The sequence below is a fragment of the Nocardioides baculatus genome (assembly GCF_016735675.1).
Taxonomy (GTDB): Bacteria; Actinomycetota; Actinomycetes; order Propionibacteriales; family Nocardioidaceae; genus Nocardioides; species Nocardioides baculatus.
This window is the reverse complement of the sequence record NZ_JAERSG010000001.1, coordinates 499,058-514,488: the sequence shown is the minus strand read 5'-3', so window position 1 is coordinate 514,488 and position 15,431 is coordinate 499,058. Positions and strand designations below refer to the sequence as shown.

Below are 15,431 nucleotides of genomic sequence, written 5' to 3'. Positions count from 1 at the left end.
CGTCCACTCCCGATGAAACGTGCCAAGAAAATTAGCGGCGGTGCTTGACGAATGTGACGCCTGCCACTTACTTTCCTCTCGACGTGAAACCTTTCAACGCCGACAGCAGGGATCCCATCATGACCGCCAGCGACACCGCCGCACCGGTGCTCGAGCTGCGCGACGTCTCCAAGTCGTTCGGCCCCGTCGTCGCCCTGCGCTCGGGCAGTCTGCGGGTCGACGGCGGCTCGATCCACGCCTTGATCGGGGAGAACGGCGCCGGCAAGTCGACACTCGTCAAGGTCGTCGCCGGCGTGCACCGTCGCGACTCCGGGACCTTCGAGCTCGGCGGCGACGCGGTCGACTTCTCCTCGACCGCCGACTCCAAGGCGGCCGGGGTCGCGGTGATCTACCAGGAGCCGACGCTCTTCCCCGACCTCTCGGTCACCGAGAACATCTTCATGGGCCGCCAGCCGCTCGCCCGCGGCCGCCGCATCGACCGCGCCGCGATGATCGCGGAGGCCGAGGGCCTCTTCACCCGCCTCGGCGTACGCATCGACCCCCGTCGCCCTGCCGCCGGCCTCTCCATCGCAGACCAGCAGATCATCGAGATCGCCAAGGCCATCTCGCTCGACGCCCGCCTCCTGGTGATGGACGAGCCCACCGCCGCGCTCAGCGGCGTCGAGGTCGACCGGCTGTTCGCGGTCGCGCGGAGCCTGCGCGACGAGGGTCGCGCGCTGGTCTTCATCTCCCACCGCTTCGACGAGGTCTTCGCCCTCGCCGACACCGTCACCGTGATGCGCGACGGCTCCTACATCGACACCCGCCGCATCGACGAGACCTCGCCGTCCGAGCTCGTGTCGCTGATGGTCGGTCGCGACGTCGACGACCTCTTCCCCAAGGTCGCGGCAACCATTGGAGAGCCGGTCCTGCGGGTCAGCGGACTCAACCGGTCGGGCGTCTTCCACGACATCGACATCGAGGTGCGTGCCGGCGAGATCGTCGGCCTGGCCGGGCTCGTCGGCGCCGGGCGCAGCGAGGTCGCGCGCGCGGTCTTCGGCGTCGATCCCTACGACAGCGGTTCGGTGACGCTCAACGGCAAGGACGTCAGGGCGCACGACCCGCGATCCGCTATCCGTGCCGGCATGGCCTTCATCCCCGAGGACCGCCGCAAGCAGGGCCTGGTCATCGACTCCTCCGTCACCCGCAACGTCGCCGGGGTGATCCGTCGCGGCATCGCGAAGGCGGGACTCATCACCGCGGGCATGGAGAGCAAGGCAGCAGGCCCCTGGGCATCGCGCCTCGAGGTGAAGACCAGCGCGCTCGACATGAATGCCGCCACGATGTCGGGCGGCAACCAGCAGAAGGTCGTCATCGCCAAGTGGCTCGCGACCAACCCGACGCTGCTGATCATCGACGAGCCCACCCGCGGCATCGACGTCGGCACCAAGGCCGAGGTCCACCGGCTCCTGTCCGAGCTGGCCGGCCAGGGCCTCGCGATCCTGATGATCTCCTCCGAGCTGCCCGAGGTCCTCGGCATGGCCGACCGCGTCCTCGTCCTGTGCGAGGGCCACATCACCGCCGAGCTCGACCGCGCCGACGCCACCCCCGAGGCCGTCATGCACGCGGCGACCCACCACCTCGAGGACGCCTCATGACCACCCCCACCCAGACCCCCCACGCCGAGGTCAGCACCGGCGAGGCCCTTCTCGTCCAGCCGAGCCGGATGTCCCCGACCCGTCGCGCGCTGACCACCGTGCTCCGCTCGCGCGAGCTGTCGATCTTCCTCGTCCTCGTGGCGGTCGTCGTGCTCGCGACGACGAAGAACAACAGCTTCCTCTTCAGCTCCGACGGCTGGCGCAACTTCCTGCTCAACCCGTCGATCCTCGTGCTGCTCGCCGTCGGCCAGGGCGTCGTGATCATCACCCGCAACGTCGACCTGTCGGTCGGCTCGGTGATGGCGCTGACCGCCTACCTCACCGGCCGGCTCTTCGTCGACCACCCAGGGCTGCCCATCGTCGCGGTGATCGCCGCGTGCCTCCTCCTCGGTGCGGTCCTCGGTCTGGTCAACGGGATCCTCGTGGCCTACGGCAAGGTCCCGGCCCTCGTGATCACCCTCGGCACGCTCTACATCTACCGCGGCATCATGCTCACCTGGGCAGGCAGCGACCGGATCAACGCCGGCGACCTGCCGCGCGAGTTCCTCCGTCTCGGCACCCGCTCGGTGCTCGGTGTTCCGATGCTGACCATCGTCGCCGTGGTGGTCCTGGCCGTGGTCGGCTACTACCTCCACACCGCCCGCGGAGGCCGCGAGCTCTACGCGATCGGCTCCGACCCGGACGCGGCCGTGCTCTACGGCCTGCCCGTACGCCGGCGGCTGCTCGCCGCGTTCGTCCTGAGCGGCGCGCTGGCGGGACTCGCCGGTGCGCTCTACACCGCCCGCTACGGCACGGTGAGCTCCGGCGTCGGCAGCGGCATCGAGCTGCAGGCCGTCGCGGCGGCGGTCATCGGCGGGATCGCGATCTTCGGCGGCAGCGGCACCGTGTGGGGGGCGGCCATCGGGGCCTTCCTGCTCGTCACCATCAACCGGGCGCTCCCGAGCCTGGGCATCGAGGACTTCTGGCAGCGCGCCGTCGTCGGCGCCCTGATCCTCGGCGCGATCGTCCTCGACCGGGTCCTCGCCACCAGACAGGCCCGCAAGCTCGCCGAATCGAGGGACAGGTCATGAGCACCACGACGCAGGCACCGACCCGCACCTACGCGGCGTACTCCGCGCCCCTGTGGCAGCGACTGCTCCTCACCCGCGAGATGGCCGTCATCGCCCTGACCGCGGCGGTGATCCTCTACTCAATCGCCAACGTGCCCAACTTCGACGGCCCGCTGACCATCAAGTTCCTGCTCCAGGACATCGCGCCGATCCTGCTGATCGCCCTTCCGATGACGCTGGTGATCATCACCGGCGAGATCGACCTGTCGGTCGCCAGCATCATGGGCCTGAGCAGCGTGCTGCTTGGCGTGCTGCACGAGGGCGGGATGTCCGTCCCGGCCGCCGCGCTGCTCGCCCTGCTGGCCGGCCTGGCCTGCGGTGCCCTCAACGGCTTCCTCATCGCGTACGTCGGCCTGCCGTCGCTCGCGGTCACGATCGGCACCCTCGCCCTCTTCCGCGGCATCGCGGTCGGGCTGCTCGGCACCAAGGCGATCACCGACTTCACCGAGAAGTGGTCAGACCTCGCCACCGGGACGATCGGCGAGACCAGGATCCCGCTCGTCATGATCCCCTTCGGGGTCCTCGCGGTCGGCTTCGTGGTGCTGCTGCACTTCTCGACCTTCGGCCGCGGTGTCTACGACATCGGCCTCAACGACGAGGCGGCGCACTTCACCGGCGTCGACGTGGCCCGCACCAAGATGGTGCTGTTCCTGCTCTCCGGCGTCGTCTCGGCGCTCGCCGGCATCTACTTCACCCTGCGGTTCGGCTCCGCCCGCGGCGACAACGCCACCGGCTACGAGCTCCAGGTGATCGCGGCGGTGCTCCTCGGCGGCGTCTCGATCTTCGGCGGCCGCGGCCGGCTCCACGGCGTCCTCGCCGGGGTCGTGCTGATCGGCGTCATCTCCAGCGCGCTGCGCCTGGAGAGCGTGACGGTCAACGTCACCAACATCATCGTCGGCCTGCTCCTCGTGGCCTCGGTGATCCTCCCCAACGTCCTTGCCGCAGCCTCGTCGAGGCTCCCGCGCAAGGCGACACCGGCGGCTCCTCGGGAGTCCCAACCCCCAGAGAACGCGGCATCCGCCGGCGTCACAACGAGAGGCAGTGACTCATGAAGTTCCACACCAGGAAGCCCACGGCTCTGGCCGCGCTCCTCCTCACCGCGACCTTCGCCTTTGCCGGATGCGGCAGCGACGACGGCGGTGACGGTGGTTCGGCCGATGGCGGCAGCGGTGGCAGCGGCGGTGGTGACCTGTCCATCACGATGCTCCCGAAGAACCTGGGCAACGCGTACTTCGACACCTCGACCAAGGGTGCGGAGAAGGCTGCGGGTGAGCTGGACGCGGAGTTCGAGGAGGTCGGTCCGGAGACCGGCAGCCCCGACGCCCAGGTGTCCTACATCAACACCGTCGCCCAGCAGGGCAAGAGCGCGCTAATCATCTCGGCCAACGACCCCGACGCCCTGTGCGACGCGATCGACGAGGCCCGCAGCGCGGACGTGAAGGTCGTGACCTTCGACGCCGACACCAACCCGGACTGCCGTGACCTGTTCATCAACCAGGCCACTGCCGAGGGCATTGCGACCAAGCAGCTGGAGCTGATCAGCGAGGAGATCGGCGGCTCGGGCGAGATCGCCATCCTGTCGGCGTCGGCCAACGCGACGAACCAGAACGCGTGGATCGCCACGATGGAGGAGGAGCTGGCCTCGAACCCGGACTACGCCGACATCGAGCTGGTCGACACCGTCTACGGCGACGACGACGACCAGAAGTCGTTCGACCAGACCGAGGCGCTGCTGCAGAACCACCCGGACCTGAAGGGCATCATCTCGCCCACGACGGTCGGTATCGCTGCTGCTGCTCGTTACCTGTCGGACTCGGAGTACAAGGGCAAGGTCGCGCTGACCGGTCTCGGAACCCCGAACCAGATGCGTGAGTTCGTCGAGGACGGCACCGTCGGCTCGTTCGCCCTCTGGAACCCGGGCGACCTGGGCTACCTGGCCACGTACGCCGCCGCGGCGCTGGTCGACGGCAGCATCTCCGGCGAGGAGGGCGACTCCTTCGAGGCCGGCGAGCTCGGCGAGTTCGAGGTCGGTGCCGACGGCACCGTGCTCCTGGGTGAGCCGTTCACCTTCAACGCAGACAACATCGGCGACTTCGACTTCTGAGTCGACACCGCACCGCACCCCCAGCTCCCGGGGCCGTCGGCCCCCAGCCGGTCGCCGGCCCCGGGAACACCACCGACCAGCGAGGAGAGTGCGATGCCCCGCGTCTGCTTCACCCTGCAGGTCCGCCAGGACCGGATGGCCGAGTACGCCGAGCGCCACGCGAGCGTGTGGCCCGAGATGCTCCGCGCCCTCCATGACACCGGCTGGCACGACTACTCCCTCTTCCTGCGAGACGACGGCCTCCTGGTCGGCTACCTCGTGACCGACGACCTGGCCGCCGCACAGGCCGGGATGGCCCGCACCGACGTCAACGCCCGCTGGCAGGCGGAGATGGCCGAGTTCTTCGAGGAGCTCGACCTGCCGCCCGACCAGGGCTTCCGGCAGCTGGACGAGGTCTTCCACCTCGAGGACCAGCTCGCTGCGCTCGACCCCGCACCGCACACAGACCCTCCCGCTCCCACAGGCCAGGACCCGTCATGACCACCAGCTTCTCCGCCATCAGCGACCGGCTCGGCGACCTCGCCATCGAGGTGCCCTCCTGGGCCTATGGCAACTCCGGCACCCGTTTCAAGGTCTTCGGCTCCGCGGGCACCCCCCGCACCGTCGAGGAGAAGATCGCCGACGCCGCCGCCGTCCACCGCTTCACCGGCCTCGCGCCGACGGTGGCGCTCCACATCCCGTGGGACCAGGTCGACGACTTCGCCGCCCTGGCGACGTACGCCAAGGAGCAGGGCGTCGCGCTCGGCACCATCAACTCCAACACCTTCCAGGACGACGACTACAAGCTCGGCGCGCTCACCCACACCGACGCGCGCATCCGGCAGAAGGCGATCGACCACCACCTCGCCTGCATCGACGTGATGCACGAGACGGGCTCACGCGACCTGAAGATCTGGCTCGCCGAAGGCACCAACTACCCCGGGCAGGGCGACATGCGCGGGCGCCAGGACCGCCTGGCCGAGAGCCTCCGCACGATCTACGACGCGCTCTCCGAGGAGCAGCGGCTCGTGCTCGAGTACAAGTTCTTCGAGCCGGCGTTCTACCACACGGACGTCCCGGACTGGGGAACGTCGTACGTCCACGTGGCCGCCCTCGGCGACCGCGCCATGGTGTGCCTCGACACCGGCCACCACGCCCCCGGCACCAACATCGAGTTCATCGTCGCGCAGCTGCTGCGGCTCGGGAAGCTCGGCTCGTTCGACTTCAACAGCCGCTTCTACGCCGACGACGACCTGATCGTCGGAGCGGCCGACCCCTACCAGCTGTTCCGGATCATGGTCGAGGTCATCCGTGGCGGCGGCTTCGGGGCCAAGGCCGACGGCACGCCCAACGACGTCGCGCTGATGCTCGACCAGTGCCACAACATCGAGGCCAAGGTGCCGGGCCAGATCCGCTCCGTGCTCAACGTGCAGGAGATGACGGCCCGGGCGCTGCTCCTCGACACCGACGCCCTCGACGAGGCGCGCAGCGACGGCGACGTGCTCCTCGCCAACGAGATCTTCATGGACGCCTTCTACACCGACGTACGCCGTGACCTGGCGGCGTGGCGCGAGGAGCAAGGCCTCCCCGCCGACCCGATGCGCGCCTACCTCGCGTCCGGCTACCAGCAGCAGATCGAGGCGGACCGCGTCGGCGGCTCGCAGGCCGGCTGGAACTGACCTCCCCCTCCCGAAGACGAAGGAACCCTCACCGTGAGTGACCTCAACCCCACCGTCGCCGAGCTCGTCGAGCGCTCGAACCGGCTGGGCGCCGACCCGAAGAACACCAACTACGCCGGCGGCAACACCTCCGCCAAGGGCACCGAGACCGACCCCGTCACCGGCGAGGACGTCGAGCTGCTCTGGGTCAAGGGCTCCGGCGGCGACCTCGGCACCCTGGCGCCGGGAGGCCTGGCGGTGCTGCGGCTCGACCGGATGCGCACGTTGGTCGACGTCTACCCCGGCGTCGAGCGCGAGGACGAGATGGTCGCGGCGTTCGACTACTGCCTGCACGGCAAGGGCGGCGCTGCTCCGTCGATCGACACCGCGATGCACGGACTCGTCGACGCCGCGCACGTCGACCACCTCCACCCCGACTCCGGGATCGCGATCGCGACGGCCGCCGACGGCGAGCAGCTGACCAAGGAGGCCTTCGGCGACAAGGTCGTGTGGGTGCCGTGGCGTCGACCCGGCTTCCAGCTCGGCCTCGACATCGCGGCCATCAAGGAGGCCAACCCGCAGGCGATCGGCTGCATCCTCGGCGGCCACGGCATCACCGCATGGGGCGACACGAGCGCCAAGGCGGAGAAGAACTCGCTCTGGATCATCCGCACCGCCGAGCGCTACATCAAGCAGCACTCGAAGAAGCTGCCCTTCGGTGCCCGCGTGAAGAAGTACGAGCCGCTGCCGCCGGCCAGGCGCCGCGCCCGGGCTGCTGAGGTGGCGCCGCTGCTGCGCGGCGTCGCGTCGCAGGACCGCCCCATGGTCGGCCACTTCACCGACGACAGGGTCGTCCTCGACTTCCTCGCCTCCAGGAACATGCCGCGCCTGGCCGAGCTCGGCACGTCGTGCCCCGACCACTTCCTGCGGACCAAGGTCAAGCCGATGGTGCTCGACGTCGCGCCGGGTGCGTCGATGGACAAGGTGCGTGAGCGCGTCGCCGAGCTGCACGAGGCCTACCGCGCCGACTACGCGGCGTACTACGACCGCAACGCCTCCCAGGACAGCCCGGCGATGCGCGGTGCCGACCCGCTGATCATCCTGGTGCCCGGCGTCGGGATGTTCAGCTACGGCAAGGACAAGCAGACCGCCCGCGTCGCCGGCGAGTTCTACGTCAACGCGATCAACGTGATGCGCGGCGCGGAGGGCCTGTCGACGTACGCCCCGATCGACGAGTCGGAGAAGTTCCGGATCGAGTACTGGGCGCTCGAGGAGGCCAAGCTCCAGCGGATGCCGAAGCCGAAGCCGCTCGCGTCCCGGGTCGCGCTGGTCACCGGCGCCGCCTCGGGCATCGGCCTCGCCACGGCGAAGAAGCTCGCGTCCGAGGGCGCGTGCGTCGTCATCGCCGACCTGTCGCTGGAGAAGGCACAGTCCGCAGCGGCCGGGATCGGATCGAGCGACGTCGCGGTGGGCGTGCAGGTCGACGTCTCCGACGCGGCCGCCGTGCAGGCCGCGGTGGACGCGACCGTCCTCGCCTTCGGTGGCGTCGACCTCGTGGTCAACAACGCCGGCCTGTCGCTGTCTCGCTCGCTGCTCGACACCACCGAGAAGGACTGGGACCTCCAGCACGACGTGATGGCCAAGGGCTCGTTCCTGGTCGCGCAGGCGGCGGCGAAGGCGATGATCGACCAGGGGATCGGTGGCGACATCGTCTACATCTCCTCGAAGAACTCCATCTTCGCCGGCCCCAACAACGTCGCCTACGGCGCCGCCAAGGCCGACCAGGCCCACCAGGTGCGGCTGCTGGCCGCCGAGCTCGGCGAGCACGGCATCAAGGTCAACGGCGTCAACCCCGACGGCGTCGTGCAGGGCTCCGGCATCTTCGCCTCCGGGTGGGGAGCGAACCGCGCCGCGGTCTACGGCGTGGAGGAGCAGGACCTCGGCAAGTTCTACGCCCAGCGCACGATCCTCAAGCGCGAAGTGCTGCCGGACAACATCGCCAACGCCGTCTTCGTCCTCTGTTCCGACGAGCTCAGCCACACGACCGGCCTGCACATCCCCGTCGACGCCGGCGTGGCCGCCGCCTTCCTGCGATGACCCTGCGCGTCGCGGCCGTCGACCTCGGGGCGACCAGCGGTCGCGTCATGGCCGCGCGCGTGGGACCTGGGCACCTCTCCCTGAAGGAGGTGCACCGGTTCCCCAACGGCGGTGTGCCTGTGGGTGGCTCGCTGTTCTGGGACGTCCTCGGCATCCACCGCGAGGTGCTCTCGGGCATCGCCGAGGTCGCGCGCACCGGCCAGTTGGACGGCATCGGGATCGACTCGTGGGCCGTCGACTACGGCCTGTTGGACCGCGACGGCGAGCTGCTCGGCAACCCCCACAGCCACCGTGACCCGCGCACACGTGACGTCCCCGAGGTGGTGGCGAAGACGGTGGACGTGCAGGAGCAGTACGCCGTCAACGGCCTGCAGCAGCTGCCGTTCACCACCGTCTTCCAGCTCGTCGCCGCCCGCGGCACCGCGGCTCTCGAGTCCGCCCACACGCTGCTCCTGCTGCCCGACCTGCTCGGCTACTGGCTGACCGGCGAGATCGGAGCCGAGCGCACCAACGCCTCCACCACCGGTCTGCTCGACGTGACGACCGGCGAGTGGTCGAGCGACCTGGCGCGGCGGCTCGAGCTGCCGTGGTCGATCCTCCCGCCGCTGCGTGACGCAGGGAGCGTGGTGGGTCCGCTACGGCCGGAGGTCGCCGCCGACCTCGGGCTGGCTCCGGAGGTACCCGTCGTCGCAGTCGGGTCGCACGACACCGCCTCCGCCGTGGTGGCCGTCCCCGCCGAGTCCGGATCGTCCTTCGGCTACATCTCCTCCGGGACATGGTCGCTCGTCGGACTCGAGCTCGACGGCCCCGTGCTGACCGAGGACGCTCGCCGCGCCGACTTCACCAACGAGGGTGGGGTCGACGGGACCGTCCGCTTCCTCAAGAACGTGATGGGTCTCTGGGTGCTCTCGGAGTGCCTACGGGCCTGGCAGGACCGCGGCACCCCGGCGACCGACCTCGCGTCCCTGCTCGCCGGCGCCAGCACCGCCGCGCCACTGCGCACCGTCGTGGACATCAACCACCCCTCGCTGCTCGGGCCCGGCAGCGCGACGGACCCGATGCCGGAGCGCGTCGTCGGGCTCGCTCGCGCTGCTGGGGAGCCGCTCCCGCAGACCCCCGGCGAGATCACCCGGTGCGTCCTCGACAGCCTCGCGCTCGCCTACCGCCGCCACCTGCGGACCGCCGCTCGGCTGGCCGGTCGCGACCTCGAGGTCGTCCACGTCGTGGGTGGCGGCTCCCACAACCACCTGCTCTGCCAGCTCACCGCGGACGCGCTCGGCGTACCCGTCCTGGCCGGTCCCGGCGAGGCTGCGGCCCTCGGCAACGCGCTGGTGCAGGCACGTGCCCTCGGCGCCGACCTGCCCGACCTCGCAGCGATGCGTGCCCTCGTCCGCGAGACGCACGACGTACGACGTCACGACCCGCGCCCCGGCCTCGACTGGGACGCAGCCGACGGACGGGTCGGTCGGGAACCCGCGGGTTAGACATGGGTGCCACCGAGGAGCGAGAGGCGGCGCACGACCGGCTCACGGCGGTGGAGATCTACGTCCTGCGCCTGATGGCGGAGGGTGACACCATCGACGTCGTGGCCCGCAAGCTGGAGGTGTCCGAGCGCACCGTGCGCCGCAAGGCGCGGAGCGCGTGCGACAAGGTGGGGTGCGAGACCACGATCGAGGCGATCGTGTGGGCCGTGCGGCACGGACTGTTCTGAGCGGGACCACGATGGATGAGACGAAAGGACCAGGGACGTGAGGGTCGCCCTCCAGGTCACGTGCGTGAACGACGCGATGTTCCCCGACACCGGGAAGGCCGTCGTGCGGCTCCTGCGCCGGCTCGGGGTCGACGTCGACTTTCCGGGGGCGCAGACCTGCTGCGGCCAGCCGATGGTCAACACGGGGTACCTCGACGAGGCGGTGCCCGTGGTGCGGACGTTCGTCGACGCCTTCGCGGGCTACGACGCGATCGTGACGCCGTCGGGCTCGTGCGCCGGGTCGGCCCGCCACCAGCACTCGATCGTCGCCGAACGCTCCGGTGATCCCGCCCTCGTCGCGGCCGTCGCCGAGACAGGACCGAAGACCTACGAGCTGTCGGAGTTCCTCGTCGACGTGCTCGGGGTGACCGACGTCGGTGCCCACTTCCCGCACCGGGTGACCTACCACCCGACCTGCCACAGCCTGCGGATGCTCGGCGTGGGGGACCGGCCGCAGCGCCTGCTCGAGGCCGTCCGCGGCATCACGCTCGTCGACCTGCCGCAGGCGAATGAGTGCTGCGGGTTCGGCGGCACCTTCGCCCTCAAGAACGCCGACACGTCCGTCGCGATGGGCGCGGACAAGGCGCGCCACGTCCGCGACACCGGCGCCGAGGTGCTGGTGGCCGGTGACAACTCCTGCCTCATGCACATCGGCGGGATGCTCTCGCGCCAGCGGGCCGGCGTACGCGTCATGCACCTCGCCGAGATCCTCGCCTCCACCGAGGAGTCGGCAGGCGACCCGGAGCCTGACAACCCGCTGGTCGAGGAGGTCGCGCAGCGACCGTCACGAGACCAGGGCGACGAGGGAGACTTCCGATGAGCGCCACCTTCGTCGGCATGCCCGCCTTCCCGACGGCCGCGCGGGCGGCGTTGGGCGACACCCAGCTCCGCCGCAACATGGCCCACGCCACCCACACCATCCGCGAGAAGAGAGCCGCAGTCGTCGCCGAGGTCGAGGACTGGGAGGACCTGAGGCTCGCCGGGGCAGGAGTCAAGGAGGCCGCACTGCGCGACCTGGCCACCCACCTCGAGACACTGGAGGCATCGCTGACCCGGGCCGGCGCGACGGTCCACTGGGCCCGCGATGCCGAGGAGGCCTGCGCGATCGTCGCGCGCATCACCCATGCCCACGGCGTCGACGAGGTGGTCAAGGTGAAGTCGATGGCCACCGCCGAGATCGGCCTCAACGAGGCGCTCGAGGCCGAGGGCATCGCGGCGTGGGAGACCGACCTGGCCGAGCTCATCGTGCAGCTCGGCGACGACCTCCCCTCCCACATCCTGGTGCCGGCTATCCACCGCAACCGGGCGGAGATCCGCGAGATCTTCAGACGACGCATGGGCGACGTCGGCCGCGCCGCGCCCGGGGGTCTCACTGACGATCCGACCGCGCTCGCCGGTGCGGCACGCGAGCACCTGCGCGAGAAGTTCCTGGGCGCAAAGGTCGCGGTGAGCGGCGCCAACTTCGCCGTCGCCGACAGCGGCACGCTGGTGGTCGTCGAGTCCGAGGGCAACGGCCGCATGTGCCTGACGCTGCCCGAGGTCCTGATCAGCGTCGTCGGCATCGAGAAGGTGGTCGCCACCTGGTCCGACCTCGACCCGATGCTGCGTCTGCTACCCCGCTCCTCGACCGGCGAGCGGATGAACCCCTATACCTCGACCTGGTCGGGGGTGACCCCCGGCGACGGCCCGCAGGAGGTGCACGTCGTCCTGCTCGACAACGGCCGCACCCGCGCGCTCGCCGACGACGTCGGACGCCAGGCGCTGCGATGCATCCGCTGCTCGGCCTGCCTCAACGTCTGCCCGGTCTACGAGCGCACCGGCGGCCACGCCTACGGCTCGGTCTATCCCGGCCCGATCGGCGCGATCCTCAACCCGCTCCTGCGCGGGGTGGAGGACGAGCAGACGGCCTCGCTGCCGTACGCCTCCTCGCTGTGCGGCGCGTGCTTCGAGGTCTGTCCGGTCCGGATCGACATCCCGTCCGTGCTCGTCGACCAGCGGGCGGCGGTCGTCGACTCGCACCGCGACGACCGCGTGCCCAAGGCCGAAGCGGTCGCGATGAAGGCCGCGGCGTGGGCGTTCTCCGACTCGCGTCGGCTCGCGTGGGCCGAGAAGGCGTCCGGCCTCGGTGGCCGGGTCCTGCGCCGCTTCGGTCGCACGACGCTCCCCGGCGGACGCGCCGCCGCCGGCCGACTGCCCGGGCCCGGCGCCGGCTGGACCGGGGCGCGCGACCTGCCCGCGCCGCCGGAGGAGTCCTTCCGGGCGTGGTGGGACAGGACCGGCGGAGGCCAGTCAGAGGGGGGCCACTCATGAGCGCCCGCGACGACATCCTCCGGCGTGTCCGCGAGGCACTGGACGGCGTGTCCCCCGCGGTGGAGGTGCCTCCGGCCCCCCGTGCTCCCGACCGGGGCGACCTGGTCGCGCTCTTCGTCGAGCGCGTCGAGGACTACCGCGCCGTCGTCACCCGCTGCACCGCAGCCGGGCTGGGCGGTGCAGTGGCCGACGCGCTCGACGGCCGCAGCAGCGTCGTACCTCCCGGGCTCGACCTCGAGGTCGTCGGCTCCCTCGTCGACGACGGCCTGACCGCGGTCGAGCTCGACGCCATCGACGCGGTCGTCACCCGGGCTGCGGTGGGCATCGCCGAGACGGGCACGATCGTCATGGATCACCAGCCTGACCAGGGCCGACGCGCGATCAGCCTCGTCCCCGACCTGCACGTCTGCATCGTCGACGCCGTCCAGGTCGTCGCTGACGTGCCCGACGCGATCGCGCTCCTCGACCCCGCGCGTCCCCTCACCTGGATCAGCGGACCGTCTGCCACCAGCGACATCGAGCTCGACCGGGTCGAGGGCGTGCACGGGCCACGGACGCTGCACGTGGTGCTGGTGGGCTGAGGCAGGTGGTGCGGCTGTGACGGTGGAACCACACCAGCACGCAAGGGCGCGCGCCTCCCTGCGCGCGTTGCTCACCAGCCGGCGCGGATCGCTGCGTGCCGTGGACTTCCTGCTCGGCCTGCTGGTGCTGGCAGGCACGTTCGCCAGGATCGCTGAGGGCGAGAGGTGGACGATCATTCAGCCCCAAGCCGCCAGCGAGCTCTTCATCTTCCTCGCGGCCGCGGCGACCGTTGGCTCCCGGCTGTTCCCGCTTCCCGCGCTCGCTGCGACGGCGACCCTGGATGCTCTCGAGCACTGGCATGCCCTAGGAGGTGTGGGCATCCACGTCGCGTTCATGATCTGCACCTTCATGGTCGCGGCCCACGGCCCCCGCCGAGCCTGGGGGTTCGTCGTCGCGGCGGCGTTCTTCGCGCAGATGGTCTTCATGTCCTGGAGCCTGGGCTGGTGGTGGGGCCATGCGTTCGTAATGGTGGCTGGGATGTCTGCCCTCCTGCCCGCCGCCCTCGGCGCCGCTGCCCGGTCGCGTCGGGCAACGGTGGCGGCCCTCCAGGCGAGGGCCGACGCGGCCGAGCGGTCTCGCGAAGCCGAGGCGCGCAAGCTCCGGGCGGAGGAACGACTGCGCGTCGCGCGCGATCTGCACGACTCCGTGGCCCATCAGATAGCGGTGATGAACCTGAACGCCGCCGTCGCATCCCAGGCACTGCCCGAGCAACCGGAGGACGCCACGCGGGCACTCGTCACGGTCCGGGAGGCAGGCAGGGCGGTCATCGCCTCGATCGGCGAGCTGCTCAGCGGACTACGGGAGGGAGACTGGGACGAACGCGAGCAGCGGTACGACATCGACGACCTGCGCCAGCTGGTGAAGGAGTTCAGCACCCTCCTGCCGGCGGTGAACCTGAAGGTTCAGCCGACGGCAGCGAGCGCGCGCACCGTCGACGCCGTGCCCTACCTCGTCATTCGAGAGGGGCTGACCAACGCCTACAAGCACGGCAACCACGAGGCACCAGTCACCGTCAGGCTCGAACGTCTGGCACACGCGTGGTCCGTGCGGGTCGTCAACGGGGCGGGTGACGACACGTCCCACGTCGTCGAAGGCTTCGGCATCCAGGGCATGCGGGAACGGGTGAGCGCGACCGGGGGGCAGCTGCACGTGTCGCGCAGCAATGGGCTCTTCGTCCTGACCGCCCAGGTGCCGGAGAAAGGCCAGGAGCTGTGATCGACGTCCTCGTGGTCGACGACCAGCAGCTCATCCGCAACGCAGTCGCCGACCTGGTGACGCGCGAGTCCGACATGACCCTGGCAGGCACGGCCCAGAACGGCGTGGAGGCGGTCCGGAAGACGCGCGAGCTGGACCCCGACGTCGTCGTCATGGACATCCGGATGCCGGTCATGGACGGTATCGAGGCCACCCACCTCATCACGCAAGATGCTGATCGGCCAGGCGCGCGCGTGCTGATCCTGACGACCTTCGAGGACGACGCCGACTACGTGGTACGCGGGGTCCGCAGCGGGGCGGCCGGATTCGTGGGAAAGGGAGCCGAGCCCGAGGTGATCCTCGAGGCCATCCGGACGGTGCACCGCGGTGAGGGGTTGCTCACGCCGCGCGCGACGAGGAACCTCCTGGACCGTTACGCCGGGTCGACAACGCCTGGACGACTCCACCCGGACCTGCATTCCCTCACGCCCCGCGAGGTGGACATCCTGCGGCTGGTGGCAGAGGGGAACACCAACCAGGCCATCGCCGAGCGTCTCGGCATCTCCGTCCTCACGGTCAAGACCCACATCAACCGCACCATGGCCAAGGTCGCGCGCCACGACCGAGCCCAGCTCGTGGTGCTCGCTTTCGAGACCGGCCTCGTCACCCCGCACTACCGCTGAACCAGCAGGCAGGCTCTGCCCGCTCACGAACGCCGGTAGGTCCGAGGCCGCGCGTGCCGGGGATGACAGCTACGAGCTGCGCGAGACCGGGCGCACTACTGCGGGTGCAGTAGGCGTAATTGCAGCGACGGGCTGACGCGGCAGCGGCCGAGGCGGGTTGTACTTCCGACGTGACGAGCCGTCCGGTCTTGAAACGTCACAAGCCGACTCGAGGAGCCACCGTGAACTCTGTGAGAGACGCTCGCACCGTCCCTGACCGGACCACGCTGAACATCCTGGCTGCCTTGTCTCGAGGCAAGTCCGTCACCGAGGCAGCGATGTGTTGCAA

General features: G+C 70.4%; 14 protein-coding genes. All 14 read left to right on the top strand.

Annotated features, from left to right (window positions below; all coding sequences use genetic code 11):
- Positions 1-119: 119 nt before the first annotated feature.
- The 14 genes from JI751_RS02460 (at position 120) to JI751_RS21685 (ending at position 15,103) form a co-directional block, all read left to right on the top strand.
- Positions 120-1,637 (top strand): sugar ABC transporter ATP-binding protein, encoded by a 1,518-nt coding sequence (locus tag JI751_RS02460; RefSeq protein ID WP_201933012.1) that lies wholly within the window; start codon positions 120-122, stop codon positions 1,635-1,637.
- On the top strand, positions 1,634-2,707 hold the full coding sequence (locus JI751_RS02455; protein WP_236665522.1) for an ABC transporter permease: 1,074 nt from the start codon (positions 1,634-1,636) through the stop codon (positions 2,705-2,707). The genes JI751_RS02460 and JI751_RS02455 overlap by 4 nt, the downstream gene beginning before the upstream one ends.
- Positions 2,704-3,798, top strand: coding sequence for an ABC transporter permease (locus JI751_RS02450; RefSeq protein WP_201933010.1), 1,095 nt, complete (start codon positions 2,704-2,706; stop codon positions 3,796-3,798). Before JI751_RS02455 ends, JI751_RS02450 begins: the two co-directional genes overlap by 4 nt.
- Positions 3,795-4,850 (top strand): rhamnose ABC transporter substrate-binding protein, encoded by a 1,056-nt coding sequence (rhaS, locus tag JI751_RS02445; protein WP_201933008.1) that lies wholly within the window; start codon positions 3,795-3,797, stop codon positions 4,848-4,850. The genes JI751_RS02450 and rhaS overlap by 4 nt, the downstream gene beginning before the upstream one ends.
- Positions 4,851-4,943: 93 nt before the next feature.
- Positions 4,944-5,330, top strand: coding sequence for an L-rhamnose mutarotase (locus tag JI751_RS02440; protein WP_201933007.1), 387 nt, complete (start codon positions 4,944-4,946; stop codon positions 5,328-5,330).
- A complete protein-coding gene (rhaI, locus tag JI751_RS02435) occupies positions 5,327-6,508 on the top strand; it encodes an L-rhamnose isomerase (protein WP_201933006.1) in 1,182 nt (393 codons plus the stop codon). The genes JI751_RS02440 and rhaI overlap by 4 nt, the downstream gene beginning before the upstream one ends.
- 33 nt (positions 6,509-6,541) lie before the next feature.
- Positions 6,542-8,584, top strand: a complete 2,043-nt coding sequence (locus tag JI751_RS02430; protein WP_201933005.1) for a bifunctional aldolase/short-chain dehydrogenase — start codon at positions 6,542-6,544, stop codon at positions 8,582-8,584.
- Complete coding sequence (locus JI751_RS02425; RefSeq protein ID WP_201933004.1) at positions 8,581-10,068, top strand: rhamnulokinase; 1,488 nt, start codon at positions 8,581-8,583, stop codon at positions 10,066-10,068. Before JI751_RS02430 ends, JI751_RS02425 begins: the two co-directional genes overlap by 4 nt.
- 2 nt (positions 10,069-10,070) lie before the next feature.
- The gene (locus JI751_RS02420) at positions 10,071-10,295 is read left to right on the top strand and encodes a LuxR C-terminal-related transcriptional regulator (RefSeq protein WP_201933003.1); all 225 of its coding nucleotides are present in this window, start codon (positions 10,071-10,073) and stop codon (positions 10,293-10,295) included.
- Positions 10,296-10,332: 37 nt separating this feature from the next.
- Positions 10,333-11,154: a (Fe-S)-binding protein gene (locus JI751_RS02415; protein WP_201933002.1), complete on the top strand. Its 822-nt coding sequence runs from the start codon at positions 10,333-10,335 to the stop codon at positions 11,152-11,154.
- Positions 11,151-12,644, top strand: a complete 1,494-nt coding sequence (locus JI751_RS02410) for a lactate utilization protein B (RefSeq protein WP_201932999.1) — start codon at positions 11,151-11,153, stop codon at positions 12,642-12,644. Before JI751_RS02415 ends, JI751_RS02410 begins: the two co-directional genes overlap by 4 nt.
- On the top strand, positions 12,641-13,225 hold the full coding sequence (locus JI751_RS02405; protein ID WP_201932996.1) for a LutC/YkgG family protein: 585 nt from the start codon (positions 12,641-12,643) through the stop codon (positions 13,223-13,225). The genes JI751_RS02410 and JI751_RS02405 overlap by 4 nt, the downstream gene beginning before the upstream one ends.
- Positions 13,226-13,325: 100 nt before the next feature.
- Positions 13,326-14,441, top strand: a complete 1,116-nt coding sequence (locus JI751_RS02400; protein WP_201932991.1) for a sensor histidine kinase — start codon at positions 13,326-13,328, stop codon at positions 14,439-14,441.
- A complete protein-coding gene (locus JI751_RS21685; RefSeq protein WP_201932988.1) occupies positions 14,438-15,103 on the top strand; it encodes a response regulator transcription factor in 666 nt (221 codons plus the stop codon). Before JI751_RS02400 ends, JI751_RS21685 begins: the two co-directional genes overlap by 4 nt.
- The last annotated feature ends 328 nt before the right edge of the window (positions 15,104-15,431 follow it).

Coding starts and splice junctions, on each gene's coding strand:
- JI751_RS02450 (WP_201933010.1), top strand. CDS start 2,704: ATGAGCACCACGACGCAGGCACCGACCCGCACCTACGCGGCGTACTCC.
- JI751_RS02405 (WP_201932996.1), top strand. CDS start 12,641: ATGAGCGCCCGCGACGACATCCTCCGGCGTGTCCGCGAGGCACTGGAC.
- JI751_RS02425 (WP_201933004.1), top strand. CDS start 8,581: ATGACCCTGCGCGTCGCGGCCGTCGACCTCGGGGCGACCAGCGGTCGC.
- JI751_RS02455 (WP_236665522.1), top strand. CDS start 1,634: ATGACCACCCCCACCCAGACCCCCCACGCCGAGGTCAGCACCGGCGAG.
- rhaS (WP_201933008.1), top strand. CDS start 3,795: ATGAAGTTCCACACCAGGAAGCCCACGGCTCTGGCCGCGCTCCTCCTC.
- JI751_RS02420 (WP_201933003.1), top strand. CDS start 10,071: ATGGGTGCCACCGAGGAGCGAGAGGCGGCGCACGACCGGCTCACGGCG.
- JI751_RS02440 (WP_201933007.1), top strand. CDS start 4,944: ATGCCCCGCGTCTGCTTCACCCTGCAGGTCCGCCAGGACCGGATGGCC.
- rhaI (WP_201933006.1), top strand. CDS start 5,327: ATGACCACCAGCTTCTCCGCCATCAGCGACCGGCTCGGCGACCTCGCC.
- JI751_RS02410 (WP_201932999.1), top strand. CDS start 11,151: ATGAGCGCCACCTTCGTCGGCATGCCCGCCTTCCCGACGGCCGCGCGG.
- JI751_RS02460 (WP_201933012.1), top strand. CDS start 120: ATGACCGCCAGCGACACCGCCGCACCGGTGCTCGAGCTGCGCGACGTC.